This is a genomic window from Streptomyces sp. UNOC14_S4 (assembly GCF_020740835.1).
In the GTDB taxonomy this organism is placed as follows: Bacteria; Actinomycetota; Actinomycetes; order Streptomycetales; family Streptomycetaceae; genus Streptomyces.
In genome coordinates this window covers 1-16,351 of the sequence record NZ_JAINFC010000041.1, presented here as the reverse complement: position 1 = coordinate 16,351, position 16,351 = coordinate 1, and the positions used below count along the sequence as shown (strand labels likewise).

The 16,351-nt window shown below is 67.8% G+C and carries 12 protein-coding genes and 1 pseudogene; 3 read left to right on the top strand and 10 right to left on the bottom strand.

Annotated elements, in window-relative coordinates:
* Nucleotides 1–5: 5 nt before the first annotated feature.
* From K6I34_RS06210 to K6I34_RS06185, 6 genes are all read right to left on the bottom strand, one after another.
* Nucleotides 6–1,190 carry a DNA cytosine methyltransferase gene (locus tag K6I34_RS06210; RefSeq protein ID WP_229323070.1) on the bottom strand — a complete coding sequence of 395 codons (1,185 nt, stop codon included), beginning with the start codon at nucleotides 1,188–1,190 and terminating at the stop codon, nucleotides 6–8.
* 67 nt (nucleotides 1,191–1,257) lie between these two features.
* Nucleotides 1,258–2,217 (bottom strand): DNA cytosine methyltransferase, encoded by a 960-nt coding sequence (locus K6I34_RS06205; RefSeq protein ID WP_229323069.1) that lies wholly within the window; start codon nucleotides 2,215–2,217, stop codon nucleotides 1,258–1,260.
* Between the two features lie 57 nt (nucleotides 2,218–2,274).
* Complete coding sequence (locus K6I34_RS06200) at nucleotides 2,275–5,256, bottom strand: Z1 domain-containing protein (RefSeq protein WP_229323068.1); 2,982 nt, start codon at nucleotides 5,254–5,256, stop codon at nucleotides 2,275–2,277.
* Nucleotides 5,257–5,309: 53 nt separating this feature from the next.
* A complete protein-coding gene (locus tag K6I34_RS06195; protein WP_229323067.1) occupies nucleotides 5,310–6,092 on the bottom strand; it encodes a PD-(D/E)XK motif protein in 783 nt (260 codons plus the stop codon).
* A 191-nt stretch (nucleotides 6,093–6,283) separates the two neighbouring features.
* Nucleotides 6,284–7,816 carry an ATP-binding protein gene (locus K6I34_RS06190; protein ID WP_229323066.1) on the bottom strand — a complete coding sequence of 511 codons (1,533 nt, stop codon included), beginning with the start codon at nucleotides 7,814–7,816 and terminating at the stop codon, nucleotides 6,284–6,286.
* 111 nt (nucleotides 7,817–7,927) lie between these two features.
* Nucleotides 7,928–8,347, bottom strand: a complete 420-nt coding sequence (locus tag K6I34_RS06185; RefSeq protein WP_229323084.1) for a very short patch repair endonuclease — start codon at nucleotides 8,345–8,347, stop codon at nucleotides 7,928–7,930.
* Nucleotides 8,348–8,513: 166 nt separating this feature from the next.
* On the opposite strand from K6I34_RS06185, the gene K6I34_RS06180 reads away from it, so the two are divergent.
* The gene (locus K6I34_RS06180) at nucleotides 8,514–9,683 is read left to right on the top strand and encodes a DNA cytosine methyltransferase (protein WP_229323065.1); all 1,170 of its coding nucleotides are present in this window, start codon (nucleotides 8,514–8,516) and stop codon (nucleotides 9,681–9,683) included.
* 12 nt (nucleotides 9,684–9,695) lie between these two features.
* Here K6I34_RS06180 and K6I34_RS06175 read toward each other — a convergent pair whose 3' ends face one another.
* From K6I34_RS06175 to K6I34_RS06165, 3 genes and pseudogenes are all read right to left on the bottom strand, one after another.
* A complete protein-coding gene (locus K6I34_RS06175; protein ID WP_374230824.1) occupies nucleotides 9,696–11,060 on the bottom strand; it encodes a PrsW family intramembrane metalloprotease in 1,365 nt (454 codons plus the stop codon).
* A gap of 128 nt (nucleotides 11,061–11,188) precedes the next feature.
* Nucleotides 11,189–11,671, bottom strand: coding sequence for a tRNA (guanosine(46)-N7)-methyltransferase TrmB (trmB, locus tag K6I34_RS06170; protein ID WP_229323082.1), 483 nt, complete (start codon nucleotides 11,669–11,671; stop codon nucleotides 11,189–11,191).
* 312 nt (nucleotides 11,672–11,983) lie between these two features.
* Nucleotides 11,984–12,946, bottom strand: a pseudogene (locus K6I34_RS06165) (bile acid:sodium symporter family protein); the annotation flags it as partial.
* A gap of 85 nt (nucleotides 12,947–13,031) precedes the next feature.
* Here K6I34_RS06165 and K6I34_RS06160 point away from each other — a divergent pair.
* The gene (locus K6I34_RS06160) at nucleotides 13,032–13,931 is read left to right on the top strand and encodes a LysR family transcriptional regulator (protein ID WP_229323064.1); all 900 of its coding nucleotides are present in this window, start codon (nucleotides 13,032–13,034) and stop codon (nucleotides 13,929–13,931) included.
* A gap of 2 nt (nucleotides 13,932–13,933) precedes the next feature.
* Here the strand turns inward: K6I34_RS06160 and K6I34_RS06155 are convergent, their stop codons facing one another.
* A complete protein-coding gene (locus K6I34_RS06155) occupies nucleotides 13,934–14,272 on the bottom strand; it encodes a darcynin family protein (RefSeq protein WP_229323063.1) in 339 nt (112 codons plus the stop codon).
* 229 nt (nucleotides 14,273–14,501) lie between these two features.
* Here K6I34_RS06155 and K6I34_RS06150 point away from each other — a divergent pair, with 229 nt between their 5' ends.
* Nucleotides 14,502–16,328: a long-chain fatty acid--CoA ligase gene (locus K6I34_RS06150; protein WP_229323062.1), complete on the top strand. Its 1,827-nt coding sequence runs from the start codon at nucleotides 14,502–14,504 to the stop codon at nucleotides 16,326–16,328.
* Nucleotides 16,329–16,351: the final 23 nt, after the last annotated feature.

Genomic DNA, 16,351 nt, shown 5'->3' with positions numbered 1-16,351 from the left:
CTCCGTCAGCCTCGGAGCGCTCGGTGGATGGTGCCGGCGATTGCCCGCGACAGGCCGACAGGTACGGCATTGCCGATCTGTCGGCCGATCTGCACCTTGCTCCCGCACCATTTGAAGTCGGGAGGGAACCCCTGGATGAGAGCGGCCTCGTAGTGCGTGATCGGCCGGTGGGCGCGAGGGTGCAGATAGCGCCCCTTCTCCGGCTTGTAGAACTCCGTGCGGATCGTCACGGACGGCCGATCCCAGTACATGCGGCCCATGACGTCGTGGGAACCACTCTTGTGGGCGATCCAGTTGGGTGTGGAGAGCTCGTCCGGGATGTCGTGCCTGTTCCCACCCTCCGGAATGGACATGTATCGCCGGACCGACAGCTCGACGGGGCGCCGCCCCACGTGAAGATCGGTAGTTTTGAAGACCCCGGGCAGGGTTTTCCCGAGTGGTGCGCACTGCCGGGCCGGAAGTGACGTGGTCAGGGCCCAGTAGGGAGTCCTGGCAAAGACTTCGGGGCCTACAGCCACCCACGGCTGCAAAGGGTCCGCACCAGGGATCAGGGAGTCCTCTGCTTTGGCGCCCTTGCCGTGGGTTCGCCGCGGGTAGCGTAGATCGTCGAGTTCCTTGAGGTCGCGGCGGACAGCGATGACGATGGCTCGTCGGCGGGCCTGTGGCACCCCGTAGTCCGCCGAATTAAGGACCGAGAATTCTACGAGACGGTAGTCGCGGAGTTCGCCATCGGGTTTCTCTGTCGCGGCGTGCAGGAGGGCGAATTCAGGAGACCTGAGGAATCGATCCACATTCTCGATGACGAAAATCTTCGGTTTGATTGTGTTGACGACGCGCAGGTATTCGCGCCACAACTTGTTCCGCGGGTCATCGGCATCTTCCTTGCCGAGGCCGGAGAATCCCTGGCATGGCGGGCCTCCCAGAATTACTTCGGCCTCGATCCCGAGATCCTCAGGATGCCAGTCCTCGATGTCCCCGGCATAGATATGGTCAGTGCCGCCGACTTCTTCAGAAAAATTCAGGGCATACGTCGATGCTGCCGCAATGTCGTGCTCGACAGCGGCAACGGAGCGGAACGCCGATCGTGTGGACCCCGAAGTGGCAAAGGAATGAAATCCTTGAGTGAATCCGCCGCAGCCAGCAAAGAGATCGACAATGCTGATGGGATCGGTGGAGCTGTCGGCGGCCATGCGACGAGTGTAGCCGGCGGGGCGAGAGGTGTACGAACCCGCCTGGCCAGCGGTGTTGACCATGTGGTCACCCCGCCAGGGTCAGAGCGATCTGCCTGCCCACTGCCTCGGCGACCGGCGGTGGGGACGCGTGACCGATTTGACGGTAGACCGAGGTCTTGCGCCCGTAGAAGAGCCACTCGTCGGGAAACGCCTGGAGCACGGCTACCTGGCGGACATTGAGCTTGGGCACGAGATCGATCGGAGCGTCGGGGCCGGGGACGCCGTCGCCGATGCTCGCGCCGTTCACTCCCAGCCGGGCCCACGCCCTCTTTTGTCCTGTCGGACCCAGGTCCGCGCCACCTCGCTTGTCCGAGCCCCCGATCAGCATCGGTGCGGGTTTGTCCGCGGCAGCGGCCCAGGCGTGCGCTCCGGGCCAGCCGTCGGAGGCCATGGAAGCGCCGAGTGCTTCACCCACTGTCGGAGTGCCCACGCCACTCGGCTCGGGCCAGCGAAAGGCCGAGTGATGGGGCTCACGGAGCGCCACGAGGAACCCCTGCTTGCGATGTTGCGGGACCCCGAAGTCAGCTGCGTCGAGCACCTGCCACGAGCAGCGATAGCCCTGCTCGCCCAAGCATTCTTCGATCCACTGGCGCTCTGCGGCATACTTCGCAGATTCGGCCAGTTCGGGAACGTTCTCCAGCAGCACTGCGCGAGGTTGTACAGAATGTGCCATCCACACTCCGGCCTGCAACAGCTTCCACTCGAAATCGGAATCCGGCCTCTGTATTGTCGCGGCGGATTTCACACGTGGAAGACCACCACTGAGCAGGTCCACATCGTAGACCTGCTGATACTCGTCGGGATCGAATTCCACCACATCGGCTTGCAGTACGTCCCAGCGAGGGCGATTCAAGCGGAGCGTCCTGCAGCAGTGATCATTGGTGTCGATGAGCAGGACAGGGTCGAACCCTGCGCGCTCCAACCCCAGGGCTTGGCCTCCTGCGCCTGCGCAGATCTCGAAGGAGGTGAAGCGGCCGGAGGGCATTCCTGTTCTCACTTTCATTGCTCAGTGGGTCGGCTCCGAGGCGGATCGGTGGTGCCTTCAATAAGCCTGTGTCTGCAATTCGATGATCGGGTCGTCCGAGGAGTCGATAGTGGTGAACCGGACCACCTTGCCATCTGTTCCCACTGCTGAGGCAGGGGTGATGAACGAGAAGGCGGTGACCAGGTTGCGAGGGTCGAGGCGGCCGGTCTCCACGACCGCGTCGCGATGCCCAGGCTCCACCACCGGGTACAAGGTGACCACACCGCGACGTTCGGCGGCGTAGCGCTCTGTGACGGTGTCCCCGCAGGAAGGGAACACCCCTGCGATGCGATGAGCCACCGGTCGGTGCTTCGGTTCGCTGATGGCGCCGAAGAGTGGGCCGCGTCGCCTGTGGCGGCCGAACCAGGAGTAGACACGATCCGAGGCGAGAACTGCGCGTTTTCCCTCGGAAGCATGCTGAGGCGCGAGGACGAGCCAGTCTTCGACCTGCCCGGCCTTGGTGATCGCTTCGAGGTACGTCAGATGCGGAGCGAACTGGTGGTCATGGCTCCACTTCAAGGACGAAAGTATCGCCAGGAGGTCGTGTGCCTGCAGGAGGGAGGTCAGAGCGCTGAACCTGTGGACCCGACCGCTTGCTTGGTCACGATGGGAGAAGACCGTCGGTCCGCTCGAGTTCTCCAGAACGGGTGTCCATAGATCGGTGTTGTGTGCAAGCGCTGCCGGCTGGGTCGGGTAGGCCGTAGGTTCCTGCCAGTCGCCTGGCGATCGCAGCTCCACCAGGCGGGCGTTGTACATCTTGTTCGGACTTGTCGGCTTCAGCCAAGGAAGGCGCTGGGAGACCAGAGGCGGGACCTGGGCCGGGGTGACTTGAGGGTGGCCGTCGACCAGGACCGAGTACTGGGCGAGCTGGGCCCGGAAGGATTCCTCGTCCTGGCAGATGGCCTCGAATCCCTCGTAGAGATCGAGTTCCTTGCTACCGGCCGTCTCGTTGCGGCCGATCCAGAGACGGACCAGGTCGCGATAGCCCTCGCGGAATCCGAACCAGCGGCCCATCTGCATCATGGTCGACGCGTTTCCCGCGCGACGGCGGTAGTACGAGACGGTCAGGCCCTCGACGGTGAAGCCACGGGACAGCTTCTGCCCGCCCAACAAAATCTTCCAGATGGACCGGCTCTCGAAATCGGCCTCGCCGCTCTCGATGTCCTTGTCGCCGTTGACGACGATGACAGGGTTGAGATCACCACCGATGCGGGCTGTCGCGGCCCCCACGTAGGGAGCAAGCTTCTCGAACGTTTCCGGGACGGCGTAGCCGTTCGCACGTGCGAGAGACACCGGGAGCAGATCGGACTCGAAAAGCTCACGCAGTCGCTCGTGCCCTGTCGAGCTCGTGTATCCCGAGTCGTCCCACAACCTGAGTATGCGGCCCTTGAGCTCGCGATGGTCAGCGGTCAGACGGGACTCGTGCACCAGCATGGTGTGGTGCCGATACTTTCCCGGTGGGACATGAGGGTCCTCGGTCTCGCGGAAGATCTTGACCGCCGCGGTGAGGACGAACATGTCCATGGCCCGCCGGAGCGACAGGTCGTCGTTCTCCTCCTCGGTGGCATCGATGGAACGGATGTACGCCAACTCGTTCGAGTCGGCGACGGTGCGCTCGTCGATCGGAATCCGTGGGTCGAGGTCGTGGAAGTCCTGGACGCCCATGTAGCCCTGTGGACGGGCCAAGGAGATGAGGAAATCCTTGGGGAAAATGTCCTCCGAATCACTGGGGTCGATGAACACATTGGCGAACGGTGTCGCGGTATAGCCAACGTACTGGGCGCGAGGAAGCAGGCTCAGCAGCTCCGACAGTTTCTTGTTGATGGCGGTGCGTTCAGCACTTCCGTGACGACGGGAGTTGATCGTGTTGACCGACGCCTCATCGGACTCATCGTCGATGATCAACGTGGGGATCTCCCCGAGCAGCCCGCTGATCTTCTTGAGATCCTTGACGAGCTTGGTCAGCACTGTCTTGTTCTTCTTGACCACCATCAGCCGGACCGCGGCGTGGTCCAGATTGCGCGGGTCGTGGAGGGGAAGCGATTTCTCCCGTTTCTCGATCTGGAGGGCGCGGATTCCCTGGGCGAGGGACTTGTAGTCGTTCTCCCGGGTGGTCAGGCGCTCGATGTCGAATCCGCCCCGCTCGGAGGGCAACCCGGAGTGCGAGACGAAGCGGCCGCGCAACCAGTCGAGGTCGGCGGCGTAGTCGGACTCGGCCTCGGCGGTACCGCGCAGGATGTTCTCCCGGCCGACGAGTTCCATGTCGAGCCGACGCTGGGTCTGGCCTCGCAGGAGGTTCAGGGTTCCACCGAGCACGATGACCAGCCGATATCCGGCGTCGATGGCCTTGGCGATGACACCTGTGAAATTGGCGGTCTTACCCGACTGGACGTACCCGACGACCAACCCCTTCGACTGGTACGCCTCGGCTGAGGTCGGATCGGCCAACCGTTCCACGACGCGCTCGGCCGCCTCGCCCAGATCCGCCACTGTCCCGTCCGACCAGCCCTTGGTGTCGCGCAGATAACGCTCGTACGCGGGCCAGTACCAGTCGACGCCCCGAGGCGCTCCGATCCCGCGCCATGGGACGTATTCCTGACTGATGACGACGGGCCCCGCGTGCTTGTTGACCGGGATCTTGTCCTCGAGCAGCTTGCGGGTCGTGGACTCCAGACCGAGGAGATCGAAGACCCTCGTACGACGTTCGTCGGTGCGGGCTTCTGCGCCCTCACACCAGGTGTCCGTGGCAGCGTCCGCGGCGTAGTCCCAGTCGGTCAGGTGTTTGCGCCACAACCGCAGCAGGGCTCCGGCTTCCTCGCCATCGCTGATGATCGCGTGCCGGAAGGCGGCTTCGGAGGTGTCCAGGGCGAGACCCTGCGCCGCGGCATAGAAGGTGATACTTGAGGCCAACGGTATGGGGCGGCCTGCGCGCATAGCAGCCAGGGCGCTCCGGTGCAGTTCCAGAAATGCCTGGGCGTTGTTGTCGTCGGTGGGCGGCATCTGCTCTTTCCTGGACGTTGCTGCGGGACGAGGGAAATCGGTCGCTGGACGGACTACACGAGTCCGAACCGCTCGCGTAGTGCTGCTGGTGCGCCGGGTGCGGGTGGCAGACCTGTGAGGTCGATCCGATAGTCGATGTCCTTGATCCGATCCGCGACCTCGCGGGGGAGGCCTCCCAGAACCGAACGGTCCAAGGAAGGGAACCTGTCGTCGGTCGTCAGGACGAGCGGAGCACTGCGCATCTGCCAACGTTCGTTGTCCTGGCCGCGCGGGAGGGCGAGCCGGCTCAGCAGTGCTTCCAGGTGGTCCGCGACAGCGGGCGCTTCGTCCTCGACCGTGTTCCGTACCGATCGGACACACTCGGCGAGTGTCTTTCCGTCAGCGCCGCCTCGGGTTACCTGTATGGATACGAACCACAGGGGACGGTCGGAGGTCGGGGTGAGCTGGCTGAATCCGCGTATGACGTGTTGTCGTGCCTCGGATGACGTCGTCTTCACCTCCACGTCGTAACCGTCCGTGCTGAAGTCGTGCTCCTCGCCGATCGGCCCTTTCCACGCCTCGATCGCTTTGCCCCAACCATGCACCTTGGCCAGGCTGCCCAGTACGGCAAGTTCGCCCAGCAGACCGATCCGCTTCTCCGTGCTGAGTTCCCGAGGACGTTCGAGCAGGGCCCGCCAGGCGCGGACGGTTTCGCCGAAAGCCTGCTCGGGTGTCCGGCCCTCGACGGTGACACGATCGGCGACGGCGCACAGTAGATCGTGGAAGTCGCGGAACAGCTCTCTCTGGGTCGTTCGCAGCCTGGCCATGCGAAGGCCCCGGTAGGCGATCTCCTCCACATGTATGAGTGGGTGTGGAGAACTGGGGAGCCGTTGTCTCGGCCCCAACTGGAGGTGGAGGGCGATGTCGCGGTCGTCGGACACGACATAGTCCACGCGGGGTGATCCGGGGGCGGCCAGCGGGAAGGACGCACCTCGGCCCGAGGCCAGGTACTCCTCGATCTCGGACCAGGTCGCCCTGCTGTCAGCTGTCATTGATCGGCCACTCGGTCGAGCTCGCTCCGGGCAGCGGACACGAGGATCGACTGCCAGAGCTGAAGGTTGTCCTTTTCCCTGGAGCCGCTGTACTCCTTCTCGAAGACGGAGTGCAGCAGCAGGTACATAAGGGACTTGATCACAGGGGCGTCGTTGAAGCTGCCGTCCCGTCCCCCCAGAATGGCGCGTCGGTAGTGCTGGTTGAGGACAACGACATGGTCCTCGCGGTCGAGTTCGAAGAAGAGGTCGTTGTCCAGCTTCCGCCATACGATTGAGATCGGAACCTCGTGGGGAACAAGCGGGAGCTCCTCCTCGATAGTGGACCTCACCTCAGGTGCTATGCCACGCCCGGGCCCGATCACGGGCTTGCGCACGGTGCCGGACCGCTTACGTGCTTCCCGGTAGGCGGAATCCGCGTCCGCCAAGAACTCGGTGAACAAGCGCCCTGCCGAATCGGTGGCCTTCTCCAGCGCGGTGATGAACTCCGGGGATGTCTCGACGCCCGCTTTTTTCACGGTGAGTCGGAAGACATCGTTCTGTGTCGGCGGCAGATCCATGGCCACTCGGGCCAATGAGAGATGCTGTTCGGGCTGCCGGAGGTTGTTCCAGCCGCCGGCCTGCACCAGGCGGTCGTTGCGATAGAAGTAGAACCCTTGGCGATCGAGCACGGTGCCCACGGCCCGGTACTCGTCGAGATTGGACCTGGGCGGCCATATGTGGGCATGAAGTGCGAGCTCCGGAGCGAGCCCTGGCATGGTCGTGATGAAACGACGCGGATAGTCCGGGCTCCCGGTTACCGGGTAGCCGAACGGGTCGAGCGGCTGGACGCCGAAATCCAAGTAGACCGTGCGCGTACGGACGTCCTCGACAGCGATCGTGATGTTGAAGTCGTCGCGTGCCAGGAATCGGTGCAGATAGAGGCCGAGATGGAGGCCCAGCTTGTTGATCGTCCGTTGAAGGTAGCGGTCCGTCTGACCGCTGCCACCGTGCTTGGGAAAGTCCTTGACGCCGTCCCACCGGACGGCGGTGCCCTGCCACTGGATCGGTCGGTTGTTGTCGTAGCGGTCTATCAGACTCTGTGCATAGTTCGGATCGACGATGTCGCAATGAAAGCCTGATCGAGCGTGCTTCATCAACCAGCGCCGACCCACTGTTCGCGTTCGTTTGGTGGTGCTGATGACGGTGACGGCGTCGGCGTGTGAGAGGGACGCGGACTTCAGCCCCGTCCCGAACATCCCGAGCGCATCTGCCGCGTAGTCCCGGCGACCGCCGACGGTCATCGCGACATCGAGCGCTTCTTCGTCCATCCCGTGGCCGTCGTCGACCACCAGGAGGGAGACCAGCCTGTCGCCGTCCCGGAGGAAGTGGATGACGACGTCTTTCGCGCCCGCGTCGATGGAGTTGTCGACGAGGTCGGCCACGGCCACCTCGAATCCGTAGCCCTGGCTGCTCAACGCCTCCACATAACGGGGGTCGGGCGGTAGGTGCTTGCTCCCGGTGATGGGGACATCGAACTTCCAGTCGGTCATGTTCAGCCTTGTTGTCCAGGTCGCTGGCGCGATTCACTCGCTGTCACGAGACTTGCACGATCAATAATGACCGTAGTGCACAGAATCGACGCTGAGGTCGAATTTGTGCGATCAGGTTCGCTCCGGAGCGGACATGGGTGAAGGTCGACGGCGAGCGGAACGTGCCACTGTGACGGCTGCGGCGATGTCGGCGGCCACGGCGGACGGGTCCTCGTGCTCCCAGAAGCGCAGCACGGTCCACCCTGCGTTGATCAGATGCTCCGTGGTCTCCCGGTCACGGGAGACGTTGCGATCGAGCTTCTGTCGCCACCAGTCGGCGTTGGCCTTGGGGCTGGTGGCGTGCTCCGGGCAGCCGTGCCAGAAGCAGCCGTCGAGGAAGACGGCGATGCGGGGGCCGGGGAACGTGATGTCGATGGTCCGGCGCGGCATGCCGGGGACAGGACGCTGCAGGCGATAGCGGTGCCCCGATCTGTACAGCAACCGGCGCACCGCCATCTCGGGGCTGGTGTCCCGTCGGGCCTGGCGGCTCATGCGGGAGGAAACGCCGGGTGAGGAAGGCGTCGCAGGCACGTGTTCATTGTGCCGCGTTCCCAGGACCGGTGGGTCGGAATCGATCTGGAGCACGTGAGTAGCGCCGCTTCTGTCATACCCCGATGCGAGACTGGAACATCTGTTTATGTCGAACCCGGGAGGGCTGATGAGCTCCAGCGGCAAGCCGCTGACCTCGATCGAGATCTGTGCCGGAGCCGGTGGTCAGGCGCTCGGCCTGCATAACGCCGGGTTCCGGCACCTCGCTCTTCTGGAGATCGACAAGTACGCGTGCGAGACCCTGCGGGCCAATGTGTTGTCTCACCCCGACTGGGCCGGGTGCGAGGTGATCGAAGCGGACGTCAACGACGTCGACCTCTTCCAGCATGAGCAACTCGCCAAGTTCGGGCTCAAGCCGGGTGACCTGGATCTCCTGGCCGGAGGTGTGCCGTGTCCGCCTTTCTCTGTCGCGGGCAAGCAGCTCGGTGCGGAGGACGAGCGTGACCTCTTCCCGCGGATGCTGGAGCTGGTGGAGCAGCTGCGACCTAAAGCTGTGATGATCGAGAACGTCGCGGGTATCCGCGACACGAAGTTCGCTCCCTACCGGGAAGAGATCGTGGCTGAGCTCGAGGGCCACGGTTATGCGTTCTGTGGGTGGGAGCTGGTTGAGGCGCGTTCCCATGGGGTTCCTCAGCTGCGTCCCCGGACCATCCTCGTCATGATCCGCAAGGAGTACTTGCGGGATGCCACCTTCGAGTGGCCCGTCGGTGGTCACGGGCTCGTCACCGTCGCGGATGCCCTCGAGGAGACCATGCAGGAGCGGTGTGCGCCGCACGGAGCCAAGGGGCAGGCCGTCTTCGACAGGTGGTTGGAAAAGGCGTCCGGAGAGAAGAAGGAAGCCCCCACCCTCGTTGGTGGTTCCAAGAAACATGGTGGCGCGGACCTCGGGCCCAGCCGGGCCAAGAAGGCATGGGCCGCCCTGGGCGTCGACGGAATGGGCCTCGCCAATGACCCGGAGAACTGTGACCCGGACCGGGACCTGTTCCGCCCGAACGGTCCGATGCTCACCGTGGAGCAAGCGGCGATCATTCAGGGGTTTCCGCGGCACTGGAAGTTCTCGGGACGTAAGACCGCCCGCTACCGTCAGGTCGGCAATGCCTTCCCGCCGCCGGTCGCGGAGGCTGTGGGCCGGGCCATAGCAGCAGTGCTCCAGGGCATTGACCGGAACGACTTCGGTGGAGACTTGGGGAAGATGCGGTTGCTCCCTACTCCCCGGTCCGCCGAGGCCGGTCCGAATGGCGCGGCTGGCTTCGACGGTCTTGAGGCCATCGGCGCCTGAGGCTCAGCTTCCTCAGCCCGCCTGCCCCGGCCACCCCTGCTGCCCGAAAGACGGCGGGGGCGGCGGACCCCAGCCCTGGGTCGGTGCCACCGGCCGGAACGCCACCGGCACAACCGCCGACGCCTGGGCCAGGGCCGGTTGGGCCACCTGGCGGCGTTGCCACAGGTGGTGGAGGAGTTCCTGTTCCCGCGCCGTGAAGTCGGGGCCCGCCGTGCCGTTGTGGGCGCGTTGGCGGAGGAAGGCCAGGGACGTGGCGAAGGAGATGTACTCCGCGACCGCGCGCGCCGCCGTCGGGCCTCCGGTGCGGCGGGCCAGGTCGCGGGCTATGCCGCGGGCGCGCAGGGAGGAGAGGGCCAGTGGCTCGGGCGGGGTGAGCCAGCCCGCTGCCTGGTAGGCCGGCAGGTGGGTGCGGATGGTCCGGAGCTCGTTCTGGCGGGACCAGATCGTCAGCCACGTCAGCACCCCGAAGACCGGGACCATGAAGAGCGCGTAGACCGCCAGGAAGCCCAGCGCCGACAGGCTCGCCGAGCCGTTCCAGACGCCGTGGAGGACCATCGCGGTCAGCAGCGCGGCGACCGGGACCAGGGCGCGTGCCACGCGGCGGTGCGGGGCCAGTGTCGCCGCGATGCCGAAGCCCAGCCCCGTCATCGACGTGAACAGCGGGTGCGCGAACGGCGACATCAGTACGCGGATGAAGAACGTCGCCGCGGTCGTCGAGTGCAGCCCCGAATAGCCGAAGCTCTGGTCGGAGGCGAAGGCGTTGCCCAGGTAGAGGATGTTCTCGGTGAAGGCGAAACCCGTCGCCGTGATCCCGGCGATCACCACGCCGTCCACGATCCCGTTGAAGTCACGGCGCCGGTAGAGGAAGAGCAGCAGCACCGCCGCCGCCTTCGCGCTCTCCTCCACCACCGGTGCCACGAAGGTCGCGCCCCAGGCGCTCGCGTCCGGCCGCTGGGCGACGTTCACCGTGTTGAGCAGCCACTTCGTGGCGTAGCCGTTGGCCATGATGGCCACCAGCGTCGCCGCGCACGCGCCCCAGGCGAAGGCGAAGACCAGGTTCCGCCACGGTTTCGGCTCGACCCGGTCCATCCAGCGGAACGCCGCCACGAGCAGCGGCACCGGCAGCACCGCCAGCCCCAGCCCCACCAGGAAACCCTCGGTGCCGGTCTGCTCGCGCACCAGCGCGAGGATGATCACGCCGCTCAGCGCGAGCAGCAGGATCAGCGCGCCCGCGCGCACCGCCTTGTTGTCCCACAGGGCATGGCGGGGTTTGTAACGCCAGCCTTCCGGCGCGGGCATCGCGGTGAAGCTCGGCTGCTGTCCGGCGGCGGGCGCGGGCCCGGCGGACGGCTGTGGGTGGGACGGGGACTCATTCACTCGTCGACCCTAACTAAGGGTGGGTGCCGGTAACCCACGGTTCAGCCCACGGCTGTCGTGCGCCTGCCATGAAACGCGTCACCTGGCCACCCCACCACGCCCTGCCCTGCTCCGCGCCGCCCGTCGGTCTATGCCGTGCGGCGCGTGAACATCAGGTCGTGCACCACGTGCCCCTTGTCCAGGCCCTGGCCCTCGAAGCGCGTCAGCGGGCGGAACTCCGGGCGCGGGGCGTAGCCGCCGTCGGGCTGGGTGTTCTCGAAGTCCGGGGCCGCCGAGAGCACCTCCAGCATCTGCTCCGCGTACGGCTCCCAGTCCGTCGCGCAGTGCAGCAGCGCGCCGGGCGCGAGCCGCGTCGCCGCCAGGGCCAGGAACTCCGGCTGAATCAGCCGGCGCTTGTGGTGGCGCTTCTTGGGCCACGGGTCCGGGAAGAACACGCGCAGACCCGCGAGGGAGTCGGGCTCCAGCATCTCCCGGAGCAGGATGATCGCGTCGCCGTTGGCGACCCGGACGTTGTTCAGGCCGTTCCGCTCGGCGAGACCGAGCAGATTGCCCTGGCCCGGGGTGTGCACGTCGCAGGCGAGGATGCCGGTGCCCGGGTCCGCGGCGGCCATCTGCGCCGTGGCCTCGCCCATGCCGAAGCCGATCTCCAGCACGACCGGCAGCTCCGGATCGCCGAAGAGCTCGCCCAGGTCGAGGCGGCTCAGGCCGTCGATGTCCAGGCCCCACTGGGGCCACAGGCGGCGCAGTGCCTCGCCCTGGCCGGTGGTGACCCGGCTGCGGCGCGGCTGGAACGAACGGATCCGGCGCTCGTGGTGCGAGCCCGCCGGGTCCGGAGCCGGGCCGTCGGGGAACATCGGCTCGGTGCGGCGCCCACGGGCCGGGGCCGGGATGCCGGGGAGCGGCTCCCGGGTCACGGCGGTCGCGTCGCGCGCGTACCGCTTCGCCAGCACCGCGCACACCATCAGCTGCATCTGGTGGAACAGCATCAGCGGCAGCACCGCGAGGCTCGCCTGGGCACCGAACAGGACGCCCGCCATCGGCAGGCCGCCGGCCAGGCTCTTCTTCGAGCCGCAGAAGACGATGGCGATACGGTCCCCGCGGTCGAAGCCGAGGCGGCGCGAGCCGTACGTGGTGAGGGCGAGCATCGCGGCCAGCAGCACCGCCTCGACCCCGACGAGCGCCAGCAGCCGCACCGGTGTCACCTGGTGCCAGATGCCCTGGATCACGCCCTCGCTGAACGCCGCGTACACGACGAGGAGGATCGACCCCCGGTCCACGTAGCCCAGCACCTTCCTGTGGCGCGTGAGGAAGCCGCTCACCCACCTGCGCAGCACCTGGCCCGCGACGAAGGGGAGCAGGAGCTGGGTGACGATGCCGGCGAGGGAGTGCCCGGAGAAGCCGCCCCCGCTGCCGCCCAGCAGCAGGGCGGCGAGGAGCGGGGTGAGGACGATGCCCACGATGCTGGAGAAGGAGCCCGCGCAGACCGCCGCCGCCACGTTGCCGCGCGCGATGGAGGTGAAGGCGATCGACGACTGGATCGTCGACGGCACCAGACACAGGAACAGCAGTCCGTCGTAGAGCCGCGGGGTCAGGACGTACGGCACGAGCCCGCGCGCCGCCAGCCCGAACAGTGGGGAGAGCAGGAACGTGCAGCCGAGCACCGTCAGGTGCAGCCGCCAGTGACGCAGGCCGTCGAGCGCCTCGCGGGTGGAGAGCCGCGCTCCGTAGAGGAAGAACAGCAGGGTGACCGCGCCCGTGGCGGCGCCGTCCGCGACCGGCGCGGCCGCTCCGCGCGCGGGCAGCAGGGCGGCGAGGCCGACCGTGCCGAGCAGTGCGGCTATATAGGGGTCGATCGGGAGACGGGAGAGGAAGGCGGGGCGTCGCATGCTCCCACCCTGCCGTCACGCCCTGCTATCGGGAACCCCGCTCACCACTCTGACTGTTATCACGATCAGCGATAGCCTTGGCCATGTGTTCGATCCCGTGCAGCTGCGGACCTTCCTGGCCGTCGCGCAGACGCTGAGCTTCACGCAGGCCGCCCACCGGCTGGGTCTGCGGCAGTCGACGGTCAGCCAGCAGGTGCGCAGGCTGGAGGCGGCGGCCGGGCGGCAGCTGTTCGCCCGCGACACGCACGGGGTGGAGCTGACGGAGGACGGCGCGGCGATGCTCGGCTTCGCCCGGACGATCCTGGACGCGAACGAGCGGGCCGCGAGCTGGTTCACGGGCACCCGGCTGCGCGGCCGCCTGCGCTTCGGGGCCTCGGAGGACTTCGTCCTGACCCGGCTGCCGGAGATCCTGGAGGGCTTCCGGCGCGAGCACCCGGCCGTGGACCTGGAACTGACCGTCGACCTCTCGGACACCCTGCACCAGCAGCTCGCGTCCGGGCGCTTCGACCTGGTCCTGGTCAAGCGGAACCCGGACGAGGCGTACGAGCCGCGCGGGCGGCTCGTCTGGCGGGACCGGCTGGTGTGGATCGGCAGCGAGCGGCTGCGCCTGGAGCCGGACCGGCCTGTTCCGCTGGTCGTCTTCCCGCCGCCCGCGGTGACCCGCGCCCGCGCCCTGGAGGTGCTGGAACGGCACGGCCGCCCCTGGCGGGTGACCTGTACCAGCGGCAGCCTCAGCGGCCTGGTCGCGGCGGCCCGCGCCGGGCTGGGTGTCATGGCCCACACGGGCGGCATGATCCCGCCGGGCCTGGCGCGCGTGCCGGCCCGCGCCGGCCTGCCGGAGCTGGGCGGCGTCGACGTGGTGCTGATGCACGGGGCCGCCCCGCACGGCCCCGCGGAGGCACTCGCCGAGGCGATCCTGGCCTCGGGCGACCGCCTGCACGGCCCCGGCCGCGGCCGTGACGGCGACTCACCCGCGCGGCCCTGACGTCACGGCGCCGCCGCCAGGGCCTGCTCGTACGCCTGGAAGCCGTCCTCGACGCCCAGGAAGACGTCGTCGAAGGTCAGATACCCCTCGGCGATGACCGGGGTGTCGCGCAGGGCCTCGACGAGGAAGTAGTACGCGCCCAGGTCCTCGGTCTCCAGGACGGCGAAGTCGGAGATCCGGCCGTTGAAGGCCTCCGCGTCGAAGAACCGGGCCTTCACCCGGTCCGCGTAGGCGGCGAAGACCGGCTCCAGGTGCCGCGCGCGCATCGCGTTGCGCCGCTCGCGCGACAGCGCCAGCCAGCGCGGCGTGACGGTGTAGGTCAGGACGATGCCGTACGTCATGGGTTCCCCTCCGAGAGGCGTTGCTCGCTAACGCCGTTAACTTCCCCTCAAGGGTAAAGTTATAGGTGTTAACTTTGTCAAGGGATGCGGATGAAGTGGCCGGGCCCTGAGGGGATTCCGTGGTGGGCACACATAAAGCGGGACGGAAGGGGTTCGCGGGGCCCGATGACCGGGTACGGTCACACCGCGCTGTGCGGAGCGCCACAAGGAGCAAGCAGGAGCTGGCCAGTTGCGCGAGTTCACCGTCCCACCGCTGGTGACGGCGCCACCCGTCGGAGGGCTGGCGGACGTCGTCTTCGACCATGCGGACGCCGACCCCGACCGGGTCGCGTTCGGCCGCCAGGGGCCGGACGGGCAGTGGCGGGACGTGACCGCCGCGGCCTTCCGGGACGAGGTGGTGGCGCTGGCGAAGGGGCTGCTCGCGGAGGGCGTCCGGTTCGGCGACCGGGTCGCCGTCATGTCGCGTACGCGCTACGAGTGGACGCTCCTCGACTTCGCCCTGTGGACGATCGGCGCCCAGCCCGTGCCGCTGTACCCCACGGCCTCGCCCGAGCAGGTCCGCTGGATCCTGCACGACGCGGGCGTCACCGCCTGCGTCGTCGAGCACGAGGATCATGCGATGACCGTCGGCTCCGTCGTCGACGGACTGCCGCGGCTGACCCGGCTGTGGCAGCTGGACGCGGGCGCGGTCGAGGCGCTCACCGCCGCCGGGGAACGGATCGCGGACTCCGTGGTGCACCGGCACCGGATGGCGCTGACGGCCATGACCCCGGCGACCGTCGTCTACACCTCCGGCACCACCGGCCGCCCCAAGGGCTGTGTGCTCACGCACGCCAATTTCATGACGGAGGCCGACAACGTCGTCCAGCGGTACGCGGGTGTCTTCCGCTCCCGGCCCGGCGAGGCCGCGGCCACCCTGCTCTTCCTCCCGCTCGCCCATGTCTTCGGCCGGATGGTGCAGGTCGCGGCCGTACGGGGCCGGGTCAAGCTGGGGCACCAGCCGGAGCTGGGCGCCGCCGCGCTGCTGCCCGCGCTGCGGGCGTTCCGGCCGACGTTCGTCTCCGCCGTGCCCTACGTCTTCGAGAAGATCTTCACGTCCGCCCGCCGCGCGGCGGAGGCCGAGGGCAGGAGCGGCGCGTTCGAGGCGGCCGTCGAGGTCGCGGTGCGCTACGGGGAGGCGCTGGAGCGGCGGGCCTTCGGCACCGGTCCGGGGCCGGGCGCCGCGCTGCGCGTCCGGCACCAGGTCTTCGACCGGCTCGTCTACGCCCGGCTGCGGGAGGCGCTCGGCGGCCGGATGCGGTACGCGATGTCGGGCGGCTCGGCGATGGACCGGCGGCTCGGGCTGTTCTTCGCGGGCGCGGGCTTGACCGTCCTGGAGGGCTACGGGCTGACGGAGACCACCGGCGCGGCCACCGGCAACCCGCCCGAGCGCATCCGTTTCGGCACCGTGGGACGGCCCGTGCCGGGCACGGCCGTGCGCATCGCCGACGACGGGGAGGTGTGGCTGCGCGGCGGCCAGGTCTTCACCGGATACCTCGGCGAGTCCCGGGAGACGGACGCGGCGCTGCGCGGCGGCTGGTTCGCCACCGGCGACCTGGGCAGCCTGGACGACGACGGCTATCTCACCCTCACCGGGCGCAAGAAGGAGATCCTGGTGACGTCCGGCGGCAAGAGCGTGTCCCCGCTGCCGCTGGAGGAGCGCGTCCGGGCTCATCCGCTGGTCGCGCACTGCGTCGTCGTCGGCAACGACCGTCCGTACGTGGCCGCGCTCATCACCCTGGACCCGGAGGCGGTGGCCCACTGGATGGCCCTGCGCGGCAGGCCCGCGCGGCAGCCGGGCACGCTCGTGCACGACCCCGAGCTGGAGGCCGAGATCCGGCGGGCGGTCGTGGCGGCCAACACCCAGGTCTCGCAGGCCGAGTCGATCCGTACGTTCCGGATACTGGCCGCGCAGTTCACGGAGGAGCAGGGCCTGCTGACCCCGTCGCTCAAGCTCCGGCGGCGGGCGGTGGAGGCGGCGTACGCGCGGGAAGTGGAAGCGCTCTACGGCGCCTGACGGTCTGACGGGTGGGGTAACGG